We start from the raw sequence: 18,337 nt of genomic DNA, 5'->3' as shown, positions 1-18,337 counted from the left end.
CCACGCCCTGCGGCTGGACAGTGCAGATTTTGCTTGCTATACTGTAGCTGTGATATTCTGCAACTGAGAGGTTTTTGGGGATGAATGGAATCGTTTCCCGTCTGTCTGCCCTTGGCAAGGTCTGGCTGGGCCTTGCTGCCGGGGCGCTGGCGCTTATCGTATTCGGCCTTGCCGCACCGGGCAGCGGCCTGTTTTTCCCGCTGCTGAGCCTGTGGTGCAATGCAGCGCTGTTTGCACTGGCGCTGCTGGTGCTGCGCCGGGCCGGTGTGGAGCTGGACCTGTTCCACAAGGCGGTGCTGGTGGGCGTCTGGGCTGTGGCGGCGCTCTACTCTTTCTGGGCGCTGGGCAGCCGCACCTTCCTCTACTACTGGGACTATGTGAACTACATTTTAAAGCAGTATAACGCCGAAGCCGCCTTTGCCCAGAGCACAGGCGCAGGCTTCCGGTTCCTCCTCGATTCCATCACCGAGGACTACACCAACTTCATCCCCCTGTTCACCGAGTTCCCGTTCTGCCTGAGCGGCAAGACCGGCGACGACTACGCATTCTGTCAGCTGTTCAGCATCCTGCCCAGCCTGCTGGTGCTGCTGGCGGGACTGGTGTGCAAAGCCGGGCAGCTGCTGCGGGTGAAAAACACCCGCTGGTATTTCCTCATCGGCTTTTCCTGGTGCGTCACCTTCCCGTTCCTGCGCATGTCTGCCATGCTGGGCCAGCCGGACTGGTTCGGGCTCATCTTCGCCTTCATGCTCCTGCTGCTCACGCTGGACCACCGCTTTGACCGCATCGACCTGCCCCGCTATCTGCTGATCTTTGCCGCCACGGCGGGGGTCATCCTCACACGGCGGTGGTACTTATACTTTGTGGTGGGCTACTGCTTCGCCTACGTCCTGCTGCTGGTGGTATCCAGTGTGCGGCTGGCAAAAAGCGGCCAGCAGTCCCGGGCTGTGCACCGCCTCGTCCGGCTGGCCGTGTTCGGCCTGTGCGCCGCCGGGGCCATGGTACTGCTTCTGCTGCCCATGGTGCGCAAGATCCTCGGCTTTGATTACGCCGGGCGCTACTCCTACTACAACTTCGGCGGCATCACGCTGGAGCTGGCCGCGCAGACCCTGCGCATCGGCCTGCTGAACTTCATCCTCATCGGGCTGGGGCTGTGGTTTGCCGCAAAACGCCGTCTGCCTGCCCTGCCCTGTCTTGCGGGTGTGGAGCTGCTGGTAAGCCTTGTGCTGTTCACCCGGGTGCAGAACACCGGTTCCCACCAGATGCTGCTGTTCGTGCCGGGGTGGCTGCTGCTGTTCCTCACCGGTTCTGCCGCACTGGCCGAAGGCATCCGGAAGCACCGGAAGCTCAAGCTTTTCTACTGGGCCTTCACGCTGGTGTTTGCCATGTCGGTGCGCTGTTCCCCGCTGACCACCGTGGCCCTGCCGGGCTTTGTGGTGGACCACTTTTCCCTCAAGGCGGTGTCGGAGTTCGTCCGGCTGGACAAGCTCACCTACGACCGCACCGACGCCGCCCAGATCCAGCGCGTGGACGACTGGATCGATGCCCACTGCGATGCGGAAAAGGGCGAGTTCGCCTACATGATCCCCCACGATATGCTGTACAACTCGGACATGTTCCAGTATGCCGCCCTGCCGGACATCCAGCTGCAGGGCAAGCTGGCCGCCGGCATCTCCATCCCGGGCACCCACGAGTTCCCGGTGCGGTTCTTTGAGGCAAAGTATGTGCTCACTGCAGAGCCCTTCCCCCAGACCTTTGTCAGCGGCGGCGAGCTCTCCGGCCGGTGGAACGCCCTCTTCTGCGCCGCGCGGGATGAGCACTTTACGCAGGCCGCCAGCTTTGACATGGGCAACGGCACCGTGTTCACCGTGTGGGAGCGCACCGAGCCTGCCGACCGGGCTGAGGTGGAATATTATCTGGATGCCTTCGCGCAGGAGGATGCCCTCTACCCCGAGATGTTCTCGCAGGTGGCAGAAAGCTGGCTTGCCGGGCATGGACTTTAAGATGCTGTTTTCTCAGGCCGTCTGCGCCTGTACTTTGGAGATAAAAGGAGTCTTTTTCGATGGAACAGAATGCAAGCGCCCTGCCCAAGGTCACGCTGGGCCAGTACAAAGGGCTGGACTTTACCCGCCGGGTGCGCCCGGTGTCTGAAAAAGCCGTGGAGCTGGAGGCCTCAAACCTCACCCGCACCCATGCCCCCTTTGTGCCGGTGGAGCTGCCCGCCGCACGCGGGATGCGTGTAACGCTGGATTTCGAGGGGTTTCTGGACGGAGTTCCCATCCCGGACAGCCGGATGGAAAACGTCACGGTGGTGCTGGGCACCGGCCAGCTGATGCCCGCCGCCGAAAACGCGGTCTACGGCCACAAGGCAGGTGAGGATTTCCGGTTCGATTTTACCTACCCCGCCGAGTTCCGGGTGCCGGAGCTTTCCGGCAAAACGGCGCAGTTTGCCATCACCCTGCACACCGTGGAGCAAAAGCAGACCGTGCCGCTGGACGACGCCTTTGCCAAGACACTGGGCTTTGACTCGGTGGACGCGCTGAAAGAGAGCATCCGCGAAAAGAAGCGCCGCTCCCACGAGGCCAACGCCGACCGCATTGCCGGTGCCGCCCTGCTGGACATGGCCGGGGCGAACCTGACGGCGGAGCTGAACGATGCCATTCTGGATCAGAACGCGGAGCGGGACATGAACGCCCTGCGCGACCGGCTGCGCCGCAGCAAGATGACCATGGAGCTGTACTGCAAGGCAGGCCAGACCACACCGGACGAGGTGCGTGCCGCCTTCCGCCAGGATGCGGAGCGAAAGATGCGCAGCATCCTTGCGGTGCGGGCCATTGCCGAAGCAGAGCAGATCACCGTGTCCAACGCCGAGGTGGACGCCGAATACGCCCGCCTTGCCAAGCTGCACGACACCCCGGAGCCTGAGATCCGCAAAGTGCTCAGCCGGGACGCTGTGGCCTCTGCCGTGACCACCCAGAAGGTACAGCGCTTTCTGATCGAACATGCAAACATCACTTCTGTTGTGGAAGGGGAGTAAATTATGGGCTTTTTTACACGCACCGCGATGGATATGCTGATGAAAACTACCCATCCCGAGATCAACCGCCGCCAGTGCTGGAACCTGCATCCTCATCGCAAGCCCTGCACCGAGTGCAAGGATATCTGCCCCTATGGCGAACAGATCTTTACCCGTCCGAACCTCGTCAAGGACTGGGACCCCTGCACCGAGTGCGGCCTGTGCGTTTCTGCCTGCCGCAGCGGCTGCATCATCCCTTCGCCGGAGCAGGTGCAGCGGGACACCTCCGCCGCCGATACCGACAATGACACCATCTGGATCGGCTGCGAAAAGTCCACCCGCAAAAATTCCATGGTGCGCGCCTGCATCTCTGCCCTCACATGGGAGACGCTGGCCTACCTTGCCCTGAACAAAAAGATCGTGCTGGACCTGACCCCCTGCGGTGAGTGTGAGAACGACCTGTGCGCCGCCCAGCTGCGCAAGGAGCTGACAAGGCTTGTGGATTTCTTTGGTCAGCCCATGTTCGAGGCACGGTTCACGCTGGCCTACGAGCAGGACGAAGCGCCCTATCACGTAAAGGAGCTGAGCCGCCGCGAAATGTTCGAGCAGGTGAGTCACGGCTCCAAGAGCGGCACCAAAAAGCTGCTGCAGCTGCTGCCCGGCCTGCGCAGCGAGGACGACGGCGGTGTGGATTTCCGCCTTTTGCTGCACCAGCGCACAAAGCAGCTGAAAGCGGCCATGGACATGCCGCTGAAGTACGGCTACTATCTGCCCAACTTCACCGACAAATGCTTTGGCTGCGGCAAGTGTGAAAAGGCCTGCCGCGCCGGTGCGCTGAAGCTGGAGGACCTGCCCGACGGCCAGACCCGCATCGTCATCACGCCGTGGAAGTGCAGCGAGTGCGAGGTGTGCGTGGCATCCTGCTCCAACCACGGCATCGATGGCATGAAACTGCGCCAGCTGACCACCCTTGGCCCGGTGAGCATCTACAAATGCCGCAAGACCCTGTGCAAAGAGTGCGGCAAGCCCATTGCGCCGGACAGTGCGGAGGGCGTGTGCACCGTGTGCCGCATCAAGGCACGCACCAAAAAGCGGCAGGAGGAAGCCGCCGCCCGGGCAAAGCAGCTGCGGGAGGAGCGGGAGGCCAAAAAGGCTGCCGAGGAGGCCGCCAAGGCAGCGGAGGAGGCCGGTGCCGCTGTTTCCGCCGAGGCCGCAGCGGTCCCCGCCGAAGCCGCTGTGCCGGCTGCAGCCGGTTCGGTCATCAGTGCCGTGACGCCTGCCAAGCCCGCACCCACGCTGCCGGACGAGACACCCGAAGCCGTAGCGCCGAAAAACGATTGACGGCGCGTCGATTCAATGCTATACTGACCATAAAGCCGCCCTTTGTGCGGCAATGGACTGTTACAAAGGGGGTAACGGATGTGTGTTCCGTTACTCCCTTTTTTCAGAGCACACAAATGCTAGAGCTAGAAGAAAGAGGGATCACACTATGCGTCATTCCATTTCCCGCCGTCAGTTCCTGAAGGGCAGCGGTGCAGCCGCCCTTTCTGCTGCAGCTGCCGGTCTGCTGAGCAGCTGCGGCGGCTCCTCCGCTTCCAATGGCGGCGGCACCGGCGCTTTCGGCAGCAGCTCCACCTATACCGTGCTGTACTCCCGCCAGCCCGCCACCCTGAACTATCTGGTCTGCTCTGCCGACCCGGACCTCTACCACGGCACCCAGTGCATCGACACACTGGTGGAATACGACAACCGCGGCAAGATCCGGGAGGGCCTTGCCACTGCGTGGGAATGGGACGCCGACAGCCTGACCTGGACCTTCCACCTGCGGGACGAGAACTGGGTGGACTGCAATGGCGAGGTGCTGGGCCCTGTGACTGCGCAGGACTTTGTGGATGCGCTGGCCTATGTGCTGAACCCGGACTATGCTTCCTCCACTGCAAGCCTTGTCACCCCCTATGTGGCCGGTGCAGATGATTATTACAACTACTGTGTCTACCGCAACAACGCCAACAACGGCACCGTGGCCGAGGACGGCACCACCTACGCCATCGACGCAAGCGGCACTGTGACGGCCACCGCTGCGGACGGCACTGCCACTGAGTACCCGGCTGTGGATTTCAGCGCCGTGGGGGTCAAGGCTGTGGACGAGCACACCCTGACCTACACCCTGAACTTTGATTTCCCGGGCTTCCTCAGCCTGCTCAGCTACGCCCCCTACGAGCCCGCCTACGGCCCGCTGCTGGAGGAGTTTGCCGACCAGTTCTGCACCAGTGCCGAGACCGCCTGCAGCTGCGGCGCGTTCTATCTGGCCGAGTACACCCCGCTGGAAAGCTGGGTGATGAAGAAAAACCCCGAGAACTACGATGCCGACAGCGTTTATATCGATACGGTGCGCTACATCTACAATCAGGAAGAGCTCATCAGCGGCCCGGAGATGGTCAAGCGCGGCGAGATCGATCAGGCCACCATCAGCTCGGACATTCTGGACAGCTGGCTGGCCGATGACACCACCAGAGATATGGTGTCCATGGAGCGCCCGGAGACCGGCAAGAGCTATTTCTACATCTTCAACTTCCTGCCCTACCGCCACGAATTCTCCAACTGGACCGTGACCGGCGTGGACGCTGAATATGAGCCGGACAACTGGGCCAAAGCCATCAACTCCACCAACTTCCGCAAGGCGTTCCTGTATGCCATCAATCCCTCCGTCACTCTGGCCGTCACTGCACCCGAGGGCTACGAAAACTATAAGCTGCACACCATCACCCCGCCTTCCTTCTGCGCCAACAGCAAGGGCGTGGATTATACTGAATGCGGCGGGCTGGCAGGCCTGTCCGATTTCTTTGACGAAGCCACCGCCAAGCAGTACCGCGATGCCGCAGTGGAAGAACTGACGGCTGCCGGTGTCACCTTCCCCATCAAGGTGCAGTACCCCTACAACCCCGCCGTGGTGGACTGGGACAAGCAGTGTCAGGTGTTCAAGCAGCAGGTGGAGGGCGTGCTGAACGACGGCTTCGACTTTGTGAACATCATCATCACCCAGGGCCCCTCCGACAACTTCCTGAACGCGGTGCGCCGGGTGGGTGCCTACCAGCTGATGTCCTACTACTGGGGTGCCGATTACTCCGACCCCGAAACCGAGGTGTACCCCTTCTATCAGGAAGCCGGCGACCGCGGCACCTGCTACAGCTTCCTGCGCACCGGCGTGGAGGACGGCATCGTGACCGGCGAGACCGCCGAACTTGTGATGCAGTACATGTCTCTGGTGGAGAAGGCAAAGACCATCACCGAGGATCTGGATGCCCGGTATGATGCCTTTGCGGATGCCGAAGCCTTCCTCATCCAGAACGCGCTGGTCATCCCGCTGGGGATGCCGGTGCCGCCGTACATCGCCACCCGCCTGAACCTGTGGGAAGGCCAGTACGCTCCCACGGGCCTGTCCACCAACCGCCTGAAGGGCGTGCACATCCTCGACCATTACGTTTCCATGGAGGAGTACAACCAGAACCGCGACGCGCGATAAAACGGTTTAAAATGCGCTCCGCGTTCGCTTTACGCATAAATAGCGGAAGAATTATTTTAATTAGAGCAATGCCGGGCAGCCTGCGGGCTGTCCGGCATTGCATTTTCACGGGTAGAGTCGTGGAGGAAAGCGGCATTTGCAGCGCTGGTTTCTTGCGGAAACATCCGCGCTGCGGGGAGCGTCCTCACCCTCTCCGTCTGCTCACTGCGTTCGCATCCACCTCTCCCAAAGGGAGAGGCCTTGGCAAAGAGATGAACTTTGCGTGGACTGCCAAGGGCTCCCGCTTTGAGGAAAGACTTCCCCCGGCCGGGGGAAGATGTCACCACAGGTGACAAAAAGGGGAATCTGGCATCGCGCAGCGATGACTGAGAGGGCGAGGCTGCTGACGGAGAGGGCAAGGTCGGTAAAGTGTGCATCTACTGTTTCCGGTCTACGACCCCACTGGTGAAAGCAGCGTTTGGAGTAGGTCGCGGTTGCGCAGCAATAAAAGCCCCAGTGGGGCTTTTAAGCGGAGGAGCGGTCTGCGTTAGCAGATGGAGGGGCCTCGCCCCGACAAGTTCCCACAGGCCGCGACAAACGCGAATTAAAAATATTTTTCCGCTGAATATGGCCAGAGCGCAAGCGGAGGCCATTTTGAATCGTTCCTCACCCCATTTTCCCGCAAAAACTCACAAATCCCTTTCCAAACGTAAAAAATTGCGGTATTCTATAGGTATCTGTATTTCAATCGAAAAGTGAGGTGCACAGCGATGGTGCCATATCTCGCAAAACGCATCGGGCGCTCGATCCTGACCCTGTTCATCATCGTGACGCTGGTGTTCTGCCTACTGCGGCTCATGCCGGTAGAGGGCTATTTTGCCAACTACGAAAAAATGACCGAGGCACAGATTCAGGCCGGACTGCAGTCCATGGGTCTGCTGGACCCGCTGCCGGTGCAGATCGGCCATTTCTGGCGGGACGCGCTGCACGGTGATCTGGGCGTGAGCCACATTTACAAGCTCAACGCCCCCGTGACCAAGATCCTTGCCCAGAAGCTGCCCATTTCCATCGAAATGGGTGTGCTGGCCATGCTGCTCAGCCTGATCTTCGGCATCCCGCTGGGCCTTGTCATGGGCCGGTGCAAGGGCCGCTGGCCGGATAAGCTGGGCACAGCCGTCATCGTGCTCATTCAGGCCGTGCCTGCCGCCGTGTACTTTTTGTACATTCAGATGTACGGCACCACCGCCATGGGCGTGGGCCTGCTGTTCGATGCCGCCGACTGGCGCTATTGGGTTCTGCCGGTGTGCAGCATGAGCCTTGCAAACCTTGCGTTCTACGCCATGTGGCTGCGCCGCTACATGGTGGACGAAAGCAACAAGGATTACGTAAAGCTGGCCCGGGCCAAGGGCGTGAGCGAGAGCGGCATTGCCCTGCATCACATCTTCCGCAACGCCATGGTGCCGCTGGTGCAGTATATCCCCTCCGCATTTCTGAACACTGTCGTCGGCTCCATTTACATCGAGAGCCTGTACAGCATCCCGGGCATGGGCGGTCTGCTGGTCACCTGCGTGCAGCGCCACGACAACACCATGGTGCAGGGCATCGTGCTGCTGTATGCCTGCGTGGGCATCATCGGCCTGATTTTAGGTGATGTGCTCATGGTTCTCCTGGACCCCCGCATCCACTTTGGCAGGAAGGAAGGTGGCCGCTGATGCTCTCTTTTCTCAAACGTGAACGCTCCCGGCTGCTGGAAGACAAGCTCAACGCCGCGCAGGCACAACACACTGCCGGATGGGAGGCTCTGCCCGAAGACGAGCTGTTCACCCCCGCCGGGTTCAGCGAGGCGCAGGCCGAAGCCACTGCCAGCTCCAACTACAGCTACTGGGGCAGCACCTTCCGCGCCTTTTTCAAGAACAGGTTCGCGGTGGTTCTGCTGGTGGCACTGGCAGCTGTGGTGGCCTTTGCCTTCATCCAGCCCCACCTGCCCGGTCAGGCAGACCCAAACCTCTGCGCCGTGGACCCCGCCACCGGCATCCAGTACCGCAACATCGCCCCCGGGCAGGACGGCTTTATCTGGGGTTCCAACTCCATCGGACAGGACCTGTGGGCACGCATCTGGGCCGGTGCACGCACCAGCCTGACCATCGCCTTTTTCGTGGCCCTCATTGAAGCGGTGGTGGGCATCACCGCCGGTGTGCTGTGGGGCTATGTGCGCGGGCTGGACCCCGTGTTCACCGAGTTGTACAACATCTTTGATAACATCCCCACCGCCATTGTGCTGATCCTGATCTCTTACGTGGCAACGCCCAGCATCTGGACCATGGTCCTTGGCATGGCCATCAAGGGCTGGATCGAAATGGCACGCTTCATCCGCAACCAGATCCTCATCATCCGCGACCGGGATTATAACGTGGCGTCCCGCTGCCTCGGCACGCCCACTGTGCGCATCGTACTGCGCAACCTGCTGCCCTATCTCGTCTCGGTCATCATGCTGCGCATGGCTCTCACCATCCCGGAAGCCATCGGCAACGAGGTGTTCATCACCTACATCGGCCTCGGGCTTTCGGTGGAGACACCTTCGCTGGGCAATCTGGTCAACGATGGCCGCAAGGTGATGATGCAGGCCGGGCTGCGCTACCAGCTGCTGTACCCCACCCTCATCCTGAGCTTTGTCACCATTGCGTTCTACCTGATCGGCAACGCCTTCTCGGACGCCGCCGACCCGAAGAACCATCTGCAGTAAGGAGGGGATATCATGGAACATCGCCCGCTCATTCTCTCCGCAAAAGATGTCAACATCCAGTTCGATCTGCGTGGAAAAGTGCTGCACGCCATCCGGGGCATCGATCTTGATCTGTACCAAGGCGAAGTGCTCGCCATCGTGGGCGAGAGCGGCTCCGGCAAGAGCGTGTTCACCAAGAGCTTCATGGGCCTTCTGGACGCCAACGGCTCCATCACCGGGGGCACCATCGATTACTATGGCATGGCGGACGGCAAGCCGCTGCGCCTTTCTGACCTCAGAACCGAAAAGGACTGGCTGCGGGTACGCGGCCGGGAGATCGCCATGGTCATGCAGGATCCCATGACCAGCCTGAACCCGCTGAAGACCATCGGGGCACAGATCATGGAAGCCGTCACCCTGCATCAGGGCCTGAAGGGCGCTGCCGCAAGGGAAAAGACGCTGGGATACCTGCGGGATGTGGGCATTTCTGAGCCGGAAAAGCGCTTTAAGCAGTACCCGCACGAGTTCTCCGGCGGGATGCGCCAGCGGGTGGTGATCGCCATTGCAGCGGCCTGCAGCCCCAAAATTCTCATCTGCGATGAGCCCACCACCGCACTGGATGTGACCATTCAGGCCCAGATTTTGCAGCTGCTCAAAAAAATGCAGGTCAAGTACGATCTGACCATCCTGCTCATCACCCACGATCTGGGCGTGGTGGCCAACATTGCCGACCGGGTAGCCGTGATGTACGCGGGCGACATCGTGGAGATCGGCACCGCCGACGAGATCTACTACGACCCCCGCCACCCCTATACATGGGCACTGCTGTCCAGTATGCCCCAGATGGGCGTGAAGGGCGAGGACCTGTTCAACATCGTGGGCACACCGCCGAACCTGTTTGCAGAGATCCGCGGCGACGCCTTTGCGCCCCGCAACCCGCAGGCACTGAAGATCGATTTTGTCAGGCGCCCGCCTTACTTTGAGGTAACGCCCACCCACAAGGCCAAGACATGGCTGCTGGACCCCCGGGCACCCAAGATTGAGCCGCCGGCTGCGGTGAAAATGCTGCGAGAGGAGGGGCTGTAAGATGGAAAATGAACGCGAAGTTCTTGTGGAAGTGAACCACCTGAACGTGACCTACGGCTCCGGCCGCAGCACCTATCATGCCGTGCAGGACGCCAGCTTTAAAATTTATAAGGGCGAGACCTTCGGCCTTGTGGGCGAAAGCGGCAGCGGCAAGACCACCATCGGCCGGGCCATCCTGCGCATCCTGCCCACCTCCGGCGGTGACATCCTTTATAAAGGCCAGAAGATCAACGGCAAAATTTCCCGCCAGCTGGACCGGCAGATCATCAAGGAGATCCAGATGATCTTTCAGGACCCGCAGTCCTCGCTGAATGAACGCGCCAAGGTGAGCTATATCGTGGGCGAGGGCCTGCAGAACGTCCGGCCCGACCTCACCGCCGCCCAGCGGGAGGAGCGGGTGAGGCAGGCTTTGCGGGACGTGGGCCTGCTGCCGGAATTTGCTTCCCGCTTTCCTCACGAGTTTTCCGGCGGACAGCGCCAGCGCATCGGTATCGCCCGGGCGCTGATCGTGGAGCCGGCGTTCATCGTTGCCGATGAGCCCATCAGCGCACTGGATATGTCCATCCGCGCGCAGGTGCTGAACCTTTTGCGCCATTTACAAAAAGAACGCGGCATCACCTATCTGTTCATCGCCCACGACCTGTCCGTGATGCGCTACATCTCCGACCGCATCGCCGTGATTCACAAGGGCCGCATCGTGGAGCTGGCCGGGGCCGAAGAGCTGACGGCCCACGCCATCCACCCCTACACCCGCAGCCTGCTGTCCGCCATTCCCATGCCGGACCCCCGCCGGGAGCGGCAGAAAAAGCTGCTGGTCTACGACCCCGCCATGCACGACTACTCCAGAGAGACCCCTCAGTGGCGCGAGCTGCGGCCTGAGCATTTTGTGCTGTGCAGCGCCGCCGAAGCGGAGCAGTGGTTGCCGCGCTGACCCCCGACATTTCGGGAGGAATCGTTGTTTTACGGCACTTTTACGCAACGTTCATAGTTTATTTCTTGACATTCTCAGGCGGCTCCACTACAATAGAGACTGCATCGTTGATTCTAATTTTTGAGTTATTTGCGTGATCTGACCGGCGGCTTTCATCTTTCTTACAAAGCTGTCGGCTTTTAGCAATGAAAAGAAGAAAGAAAAGAGGACTTTATTCTATGACTACTGAACAGCGTGAACCGCTCTATGCGTCCACTGCGAAGCCCTGGCTGAAGTACTATGACCAGAAATACATCGACATGCCTCTGCCCAAGTGCAGCGCCTTTGAGTATCTCTGCCATCAGAACAAGAACCATCTGAGCGAGACCGCTCTGGAGTATTATGGCCGCAAATTCACCTTTGCAGACCTCTTTGTGAATGTCAAGAAAACCGCTGCTGCCTTCCGTGCTCTCGGCGTGAAGAAGGGCGACATCATCACCGTTGTCAGTGTGATGACCCCCGAGGTGATCTACGCCTTTTACGCTGCTGATATGATCGGCGCAACGCTGAATCTGGTGGACCCGCGCTACAGCGTTGAGGGCATCCACGAGTACATCGAGGAGGTGGATTCCCGCCTGCTGATCTGCCTGAATGTGACCTATGAACGCTGCCACAAGGCAGAAAAGCGCACCAATGTGGAGCGCGTGCTGGTCATCAGCCCCGCAGACTCCCTGCCGCTGCATCTGGCCGTCGGCTACAAGCTGACCAACCCCGATAAGAACCGCTACAAGTCCAACGTGATCCACTGGAAGGACTTTATTGCACAGGGCAAGGATCAGAGCATGAACGCCGAACCCTACGACCCGCAGCACGCCTGCGTGGTGGTGCACACCGGCGGCACCACCGGTTCGCCCAAGGGCGTTATGCTGACCGACGACAGCTTCAACTCTCTGGCCCACGAATTCATTGCCCAGAGCAACCTGTTCTGCCGCGGCCAGAAGCTGATGAACGTTATGCCTCCGTTCATTGCCTACGGCTATGCCTGCGGCGTGCATATGCCGCTGGTCATGGGCCTGCACGTCGTCATCATCCCCAATCTGGACCCCGACAAGCTGGGCGCACTGATCTGGAAGCACAAGCCCGAACACATGTTCGGCGTTCCGGCTCACTACCAGCAGATGGCAGCATCTCCGCTGCTCAAGAAGAAGAAGGATCTCTCCTTCATCCGCAACTATGCCGCCGGCGGCGACTCGCTGCCGCTGGGCGCTGAGATGACCGTGAACGAGTTCCTGAAGGCACACAACGTGGAGTATCCGCTGGCCAAGGGCTACGGCATGACCGAAGTCGCCTCTGCCGCTACCGTTGCCGCCGGCAATGTGACCAAGCCCGGCAGCGTGGGCATCCCCATGCTGAATACGGTGGTGTCCATCTTCGAGCCCGGCACCGAGACCGAGCTGCCCATCGGGGAGCGCGGCGAGATCTGCATCTGCACCCCCACCGTCATGAAGGGCTACTACAACAAGCCCGATGAGACCGATATGATCCTGCGCCGCCATGCAGACGGCCAGATCTGGGCACACACCGGCGATGTCGGCTACATGGACGAGGACGGCTTTGTGTATCTGGACTCCCGCATCAAGCGCATGATCATCCGTCACGACGGCTTCAAGGTGTTCCCGTCCATGATCGAGAACGTCATCAGCCGCCATCCGGCTGTGCATCAGTGCTCGGTGGTAGGCTGCACCGATAAGGACCATGTGCAGGGCCGCCTGCCCTTCGTCTACGTGGTGCTGGACCCGGAGGCCGACAAAAAGAAGCGCCAGATCGTGCGCGAGCTGCGCCAGCTGTGTAAGGAAGAGCTGCCGGAGTACGTGCAGCCGGTGAGCTACAAGTTCATCAGCGAAATGCCGATGACCCCCGTTGGCAAGGTGGACTACCGCAAGCTGGAGGAAGAGATCACTCCCCGCGATTATTGATCCTGAACTTCACCCTATCGTTTTTTCAGACACTGAGCTCTCCCGCAAGGGGGAGCTTTTTTGTATGGAAGAAACTGCAGAATACGGGCGCAGCGATGACCGCAATTTTTTGAATTTTGTCAGTTGACAATTTTTACTTTCCATTTTATCATAGAGACAACAGCTGTGCCGCACAGGTGCAGTCATTCCGGAAAGAAGGAATCACAATGAAAAACAAAAAATTTGCCAGCTTTCTGGCCGCAGCGGCAGCGCTTGTGCTGCTGGCCATGCCTGCATTTGCTGCCGACGAACAGGCGGAGCTGCCTGCCGCCGAAGCAGCAGAGGTGCAGCAGGAACAGGCCGCAGCGCCCGCCGATGCCCAGACAGCCGGCGAACCGGAGCCGCAGCTCACCTATGTGGCGCTGGGCGACAGCATCACCTCCGGTGTCGGCCTTGCCGATATGAAATACAACATCGCCCAGATCGGCTACGATCTCCGGCCAAACTTCGAGGGCTACTCTTCCCAGTGCTATACCGCCCTTGTGGGCAAGGGCCTTGGGCTGGACCGCCAGCACGCCATCAATCTGGGCCTGCCCAGCCTGATGAGCCCTGACATGGTGGATATGGTGCAAAGCAGCGCCATGCCCAAGATGAATCAGGCTTCCGGCTCGTACTACGTCTACCCGGAATATCAGGAATATCTGCGCAAGGCCGATATCATTTCCATCCAGATCGGCTCCAACGACGCGCTGGTGCCCTGCATCGTAGGTCTGGGCGAGGCCACCAACTGGAAGAGCGAGCAGCTGGCCGGGCTGATGGTCAGCGGTGCCCTGCGTGATTTCAACTTCCAGAAGCTAGGGCTCTTCCTCAAAGCGCTGAACCGTATGACCCTTACCTTTGACGAGAGCCGCGCCACCAACCGCCTGCTGTTCCGCGGCATGGATGAGATCTGCGATCAGGCCTATACCAATGTGACCAACAACCTGCCGCAGATCGTGGCCGGTATCCGCGCACTGAACCCAGATGCCAAAATCGTGCTGCTGGGCTACACCAATCCGGTGCCTCTGCTGCCCGCATGGAACCGCTACTTCAGCAAACTGAACCGCTTTGCCAAAGACCTTGCCGCACAAGAAGGCTTGATCTATGTGGACATTCCCCGCACCCAGACCGCTGCGGACGGCCACCCCACCGTCAAAGGCCACAAGTACATTGCACAGCAGATCCTGAATGCGATCCAGTAATTCTCTATGACCAAAAACAGCCGGTCTCCGCACAGGAGACCGGCTGTTTCTTTGTAGAACCCGTTTTCAGCTCAGGCGGCCGCTTTCCACCGAAAAGCTGATGTCTGCCGCCGCCATGGTAGACTTTCGGTGGGAGACCAGCAGCACCGTTTTGTCTTTGCACTCTGCCCGCACAGCCTTGAGGATGACCCCCTCGTTCAGGCTGTCCAGATTGGAGGTAGGCTCGTCCAGCAGCAGAAACGGTGCATCGTGCAGGAACGCACGCGCCACACCGATGCGCTGACGCTCGCCGCCGGAAAGGGCACCGCCCAGCTCACCCACTGGGGTGTCATAGCCCTTGGGCAGGCTGCGGATGAAACCATCCAGTGCAGCTTTTTTGCAGGCCGCTTCCACCTCTTCCCGGGTGGCATCCCGCTTTGCAATGCGGATGTTGTTCTCGATGGTGTCATCGAACAGTTCGGTCTCCTGGGTCACAAGGCTCTCCTGCGCACGCAGAGCGGCGGTGTTCACCCGACGGATGTCCTGTTCTCCAAAGCGGATGCTGCCGCCGGACACATCCCAGAACCGCATCAGCAGCCGCAGGAAGGTAGACTTTCCGCTGCCCGAACGGCCCGTGATGCCCACGATCTTCTTTTCCGGAATGGTCAGGCTCAGGTCATGCAGGATCTCTTCCTCGGCATAGGCAAAGCTCACATGCTCTGCCGCAGCACCCGCAAAGGCGGTGTCTGTGCCGTCGGTCACATCCGCAGTGACAGGCTCTTCCTCCAGCAGGTCCAGAACACGGTCGGCGCTGGCGAACACCTGCGTCAGGCCCACGCCAAGGTTTGCCAGTGCCACCACCGGGCCAAAGGAGCTCAGAGCCGAAAGGGTGCACACCAGCACCCCCTCAGCCCCCAGTTTTCCGCTCTGGTAAAGGCTCAGGCTGGTGCCAAGCACGGCCAGCACCGTGAGCAGGATCAGGGTATTGGTCAGGGCCACGGTCAGGCCCTCGCGGTACTTGAGAGACTTCTGTTTTTCGCCCAGCGTCTCACTGTGGGCCGTGATGCCCTCGGCACGGGCTGCGGTGTCCTGATACTGCAGGGTATCCTTCAGGCCCCGCAGGCTTTCCAGCACATAGCTGTTGGTATCGGCCAGTGCCTGACGGTACTCCCGGGCGGCACGGTCGCCGCGCTTTGCGCTCCAGATGGGCAGGGCCGCGCCCACCAGCAGATAGCCCGCCAGCAGCACCAGTGCAGGCAGGATGTGCCAGCTGCCCACAAAGCCCGTCATGCCGACGACGCAGATGCACGCGATGCAGATGGGCGAAATGGTGTGGGCGTAGAACACTTCCAGCGCCTCGATGTCGGCGGTGATGAGGGAGATCAGGTCGCCGCGGTCACGGCCTTCCAGCTTTGCAGGGGTCAGGCGGCGCAGCGCCCCGAACACCTTATCGCGGATCAGGGCCAGCAGCTTAAAGGCGATATAGTGGTTGGACGCCTGCTCTGCGTAGCGCAGAACGCCGCGCAGCAGCGCAAACACCAGAATGCAGGCAAAGGCCGTGCCCACGGTCCCCACCGGGCTTGCAAGCCCCAGCGCACGCAGGATGCCAAAACCGCCAAAGATGGTAATGAAGGTGGCGCAGAAATGGCCTGCCACCCCCATCACGATCGCTGCCAGCATAACGGGCAGCATGGGCTTTACCAGTACGATAAGCCGTCCCACAATGGCAAAGGGGCTGCGATGATTGCTCTTGTTCATGCTCAGGCATCCTCCTCTTCCAGTGTTTCCAGCTGCCGCTGTGCCAGATACAGGCGGCTGTAAGCCCCCTGCTTTGCCAGCAGCTCGGCGTGGGTGCCCTGCTCGATCACACGGCCATTGCTCATTGCATAAATGCAGTCGCTGTGCACCACGTTTGCCAGACGGTGGGAGATCAGGATGATCGTCTTTTTCCCGGCAAGACTGTGGATGGCCCGCATGATGTCGTTCTCGCTCTCGGCATCCACATTGGAAGTGGCTTCGTCAAACAGGTAGATGGGCGTATCATGCAGCAGGGCGCGGGCCATGGCAAGGCGCTGACGCTGACCGCCGGAAAGATTGCTGCCGCCCTCATGCAAGGCGGTCTGCAGGCCGTTCTGGCTGCGGCAGAAATCGGCCAGATTCACCTGTTCCAGTGCGTTCCACAGCTCTGTTTCGGAGGCATCCGGCTTTGCCATGCGCAGATTGCTCTCCACTGTGCCTTTGAAGATGGCGGCGTTATGGGGCACCAGCGTCAGGGTGCGCAGGCGCTGTTCCTGCTGCAGCTCCTGCACCGGCACGCCGCCCAGCGTCACGCTGCCGGTATAGCCGGTGCGGCTGCCGGACAGCAGCGCTGCGATCGTACTTTTGCCGCAGCCGCTCTCGCCCACCAGCGAGACAAAGCTGCCCTGCGGGATGGTGAGGGATACATCCTTCAGAATGGTGCGGTCTTTCTCGTAGCCAAAGGTGACATGCTCCAGCTGCAGGGTGGTGTTTTCGCCGGGCAGGCGGTCACCGTCGGCAGGCTCCTCCGCTGCCAGCAGCCGGAAGATCTTTTCTGCCGAAGCGGCGCCGTTCATGGCAATGTGAAAGTAGCTGCCCAGCAGCCGCAGCGGCAGGAAGAAGTCCGCCGCCAGCAGCACAATGGTCAATGTGGCGGTCAGGGTCAGCCGGCCTGCCGCAAATGCAGCCACCGCGCTGATGATGCCAAGGCCCGCACCGCCGTAGGCCATCAGGTCCATCAGTGTCACCGAGTTCAGCTGCATGGTGAGCACCTTCATGGTGATCCTTCGGAAGCGCTCAGCCTGCGCGTTCATCTGCTCGTGCTTCCAGCCGTCTGCCTGATAGATCTTCAGGGTGGTCAGGCCCTGAATGTTTTCCAGAAAGCTGTCGCCAAGGGTGGTGTACTCGCCCCAGTAGTTCGCCAGCAGCTTTTTGGCAAACTTCTGCACCGCCACGATGGACATGGGGATCAGCGGCACGCAGCACAGCAGGATGATGGCAGACCGTGCGTGCACCCCCACCAGCAGCGCGAACAGGGTAACAGGAGCCAGCAGGCTGTAGAGCAGCTGGGGCAGGTACTTTGCAAAATAGGTATCGATCTGCTCCACGCCTTCGCTGGCCAGCATCACCACCTCGCTGGTGGCCGCCGTCTCGGTGTAGTTGGGGCCAAGGCGGGCAAGCTTTGCGTAGATGCTGCTGCGCAGGGTGCGCTTGACGTTTTTGGACGCCCGGTCGCTCATGCCGGAGGCCAGCATGGTGCAGGCAAAGCGCAGCGGCACCATAGCAAGGCACAGCATCAGCTGCTGCCACAGCAGGGCGCTGGTCAGGCTGCCCGCAAAGGCAGCACCGATGAGCCCCGCAACAGCCTTTACAAACACCACATTGCACAGCATTCCCAGCCACTGGAACAGCACATTCAGCTCCACATACCGCAGTGCACCGCGGTCAAAGGACAGCAATTTTTTGTTGATCACTGGGCTTTCTCCATTTCTGTGTCATCCGCCGCTGTTCCGAACAAACGCTCGTATTCGCCGGTAAAGATGCGCTCCGGCAATGCACTGGTCATGGCCAGCGCCGCCGCAAAGCGTTCCTCCTCTGACAGCGGCTCGCCGACCGGCGGGAAATGGGTCAGGATCGTTTTCAGCTGCCGGTCCACCTGCTTTGCCACCCAGATGCCCCGGTCGGTCATGTAGATCTTTCCGTAATGCTCCTTTACGATCATGCCATGCTCCATGAGCAGGTTCATGATGCGCACCACTGAGGGCTTGGTGACCCCCAGCTTTTCCGCAATGCTGCGGGAGCTGATATCCAGATGGGTCTGCGAGACCTCGTAGATCGCCAGCAGATAGCGCAGATGCGCCGACGTAAGTTCCATCCCGATCACTCTCTTTCGTTTTGATGTTACTCAAGGC

The 18,337-nt window shown here is 60.4% G+C and carries 13 protein-coding genes; 10 read left to right on the top strand and 3 right to left on the bottom strand.

What is annotated here, in order from left to right; translation table 11 throughout:
• Positions 1-80 precede the first annotated feature (80 nt).
• The 10 genes from ACKXF7_RS07845 (at position 81) to ACKXF7_RS07800 (ending at position 14,429) form a co-directional block, all read left to right on the top strand.
• Positions 81-2,000, top strand: coding sequence for a DUF3488 domain-containing protein (locus tag ACKXF7_RS07845; protein WP_423740996.1), 1,920 nt, complete (start codon positions 81-83; stop codon positions 1,998-2,000).
• 59 nt (positions 2,001-2,059) lie between these two features.
• Positions 2,060-3,034, top strand: coding sequence for a trigger factor (gene tig / locus ACKXF7_RS07840; protein WP_423740995.1), 975 nt, complete (start codon positions 2,060-2,062; stop codon positions 3,032-3,034).
• 3 nt (positions 3,035-3,037) lie between these two features.
• On the top strand, positions 3,038-4,354 hold the full coding sequence (locus tag ACKXF7_RS07835; protein ID WP_423740994.1) for a 4Fe-4S dicluster domain-containing protein: 1,317 nt from the start codon (positions 3,038-3,040) through the stop codon (positions 4,352-4,354).
• 148 nt (positions 4,355-4,502) lie between these two features.
• A complete protein-coding gene (locus ACKXF7_RS07830; protein ID WP_423740993.1) occupies positions 4,503-6,536 on the top strand; it encodes an ABC transporter substrate-binding protein in 2,034 nt (677 codons plus the stop codon).
• A 749-nt stretch (positions 6,537-7,285) separates the two neighbouring features.
• Positions 7,286-8,227: an ABC transporter permease gene (locus tag ACKXF7_RS07825; RefSeq protein ID WP_423740992.1), complete on the top strand. Its 942-nt coding sequence runs from the start codon at positions 7,286-7,288 to the stop codon at positions 8,225-8,227.
• On the top strand, positions 8,227-9,258 hold the full coding sequence (locus ACKXF7_RS07820; protein ID WP_249237196.1) for an ABC transporter permease: 1,032 nt from the start codon (positions 8,227-8,229) through the stop codon (positions 9,256-9,258). The genes ACKXF7_RS07825 and ACKXF7_RS07820 overlap by 1 nt, the downstream gene beginning before the upstream one ends.
• A 12-nt stretch (positions 9,259-9,270) precedes the next feature.
• The gene (locus ACKXF7_RS07815; RefSeq protein WP_423740991.1) at positions 9,271-10,323 is read left to right on the top strand and encodes an ABC transporter ATP-binding protein; all 1,053 of its coding nucleotides are present in this window, start codon (positions 9,271-9,273) and stop codon (positions 10,321-10,323) included.
• Position 10,324: 1 nt separating this feature from the next.
• The gene (locus tag ACKXF7_RS07810) at positions 10,325-11,254 is read left to right on the top strand and encodes an ATP-binding cassette domain-containing protein (protein ID WP_423740990.1); all 930 of its coding nucleotides are present in this window, start codon (positions 10,325-10,327) and stop codon (positions 11,252-11,254) included.
• A gap of 218 nt (positions 11,255-11,472) precedes the next feature.
• A complete protein-coding gene (locus tag ACKXF7_RS07805; RefSeq protein ID WP_423740989.1) occupies positions 11,473-13,209 on the top strand; it encodes a class I adenylate-forming enzyme family protein in 1,737 nt (578 codons plus the stop codon).
• A gap of 206 nt (positions 13,210-13,415) precedes the next feature.
• The gene (locus ACKXF7_RS07800) at positions 13,416-14,429 is read left to right on the top strand and encodes an SGNH/GDSL hydrolase family protein (RefSeq protein ID WP_423740988.1); all 1,014 of its coding nucleotides are present in this window, start codon (positions 13,416-13,418) and stop codon (positions 14,427-14,429) included.
• Positions 14,430-14,495: 66 nt separating this feature from the next.
• Here the strand turns inward: ACKXF7_RS07800 and ACKXF7_RS07795 are convergent, their stop codons facing one another.
• The 3 genes from ACKXF7_RS07795 to ACKXF7_RS07785 are packed head-to-tail and all read right to left on the bottom strand — an operon-like array spanning position 14,496 to position 18,300.
• A complete protein-coding gene (locus ACKXF7_RS07795; RefSeq protein ID WP_423740987.1) occupies positions 14,496-16,166 on the bottom strand; it encodes an amino acid ABC transporter ATP-binding/permease protein in 1,671 nt (556 codons plus the stop codon).
• 2 nt (positions 16,167-16,168) lie between these two features.
• Positions 16,169-17,899 carry an ABC transporter ATP-binding protein/permease gene (locus ACKXF7_RS07790; RefSeq protein WP_423740986.1) on the bottom strand — a complete coding sequence of 577 codons (1,731 nt, stop codon included), beginning with the start codon at positions 17,897-17,899 and terminating at the stop codon, positions 16,169-16,171.
• Positions 17,896-18,300 carry a metal-dependent transcriptional regulator gene (locus ACKXF7_RS07785; protein ID WP_348585131.1) on the bottom strand — a complete coding sequence of 135 codons (405 nt, stop codon included), beginning with the start codon at positions 18,298-18,300 and terminating at the stop codon, positions 17,896-17,898. Before ACKXF7_RS07785 ends, ACKXF7_RS07790 begins: the two co-directional genes overlap by 4 nt.
• Positions 18,301-18,337 lie beyond the last annotated feature (37 nt).

Source organism: Faecalibacterium sp. 7 (assembly GCF_049562865.1).
Lineage (GTDB): Bacteria > Bacillota > Clostridia > Oscillospirales > Ruminococcaceae > Faecalibacterium > Faecalibacterium wellingii.
Note: the sequence above shows the minus strand (reverse complement) of the source record. Positions and strands in the feature narration are given on the sequence as shown.

What these genes read in the sequence shown, in the direction of transcription:
- ACKXF7_RS07845 (WP_423740996.1), top strand. Translation starts at nt 81, where the DNA reads ATGAATGGAATCGTTTCCCGTCTGTCTGCCCTTGGCAAGGTCTGGCTG.
- tig (WP_423740995.1), top strand. Translation starts at nt 2,060, where the DNA reads ATGGAACAGAATGCAAGCGCCCTGCCCAAGGTCACGCTGGGCCAGTAC.
- ACKXF7_RS07835 (WP_423740994.1), top strand. Translation starts at nt 3,038, where the DNA reads ATGGGCTTTTTTACACGCACCGCGATGGATATGCTGATGAAAACTACC.
- ACKXF7_RS07830 (WP_423740993.1), top strand. Translation starts at nt 4,503, where the DNA reads ATGCGTCATTCCATTTCCCGCCGTCAGTTCCTGAAGGGCAGCGGTGCA.
- ACKXF7_RS07825 (WP_423740992.1), top strand. Translation starts at nt 7,286, where the DNA reads ATGGTGCCATATCTCGCAAAACGCATCGGGCGCTCGATCCTGACCCTG.
- ACKXF7_RS07820 (WP_249237196.1), top strand. Translation starts at nt 8,227, where the DNA reads ATGCTCTCTTTTCTCAAACGTGAACGCTCCCGGCTGCTGGAAGACAAG.
- ACKXF7_RS07815 (WP_423740991.1), top strand. Translation starts at nt 9,271, where the DNA reads ATGGAACATCGCCCGCTCATTCTCTCCGCAAAAGATGTCAACATCCAG.
- ACKXF7_RS07810 (WP_423740990.1), top strand. Translation starts at nt 10,325, where the DNA reads ATGGAAAATGAACGCGAAGTTCTTGTGGAAGTGAACCACCTGAACGTG.
- ACKXF7_RS07805 (WP_423740989.1), top strand. Translation starts at nt 11,473, where the DNA reads ATGACTACTGAACAGCGTGAACCGCTCTATGCGTCCACTGCGAAGCCC.
- ACKXF7_RS07800 (WP_423740988.1), top strand. Translation starts at nt 13,416, where the DNA reads ATGAAAAACAAAAAATTTGCCAGCTTTCTGGCCGCAGCGGCAGCGCTT.
- ACKXF7_RS07795 (WP_423740987.1), bottom strand. Translation starts at nt 16,166, where the DNA reads ATGAACAAGAGCAATCATCGCAGCCCCTTTGCCATTGTGGGACGGCTT.
- ACKXF7_RS07785 (WP_348585131.1), bottom strand. Translation starts at nt 18,300, where the DNA reads ATGGAACTTACGTCGGCGCATCTGCGCTATCTGCTGGCGATCTACGAG.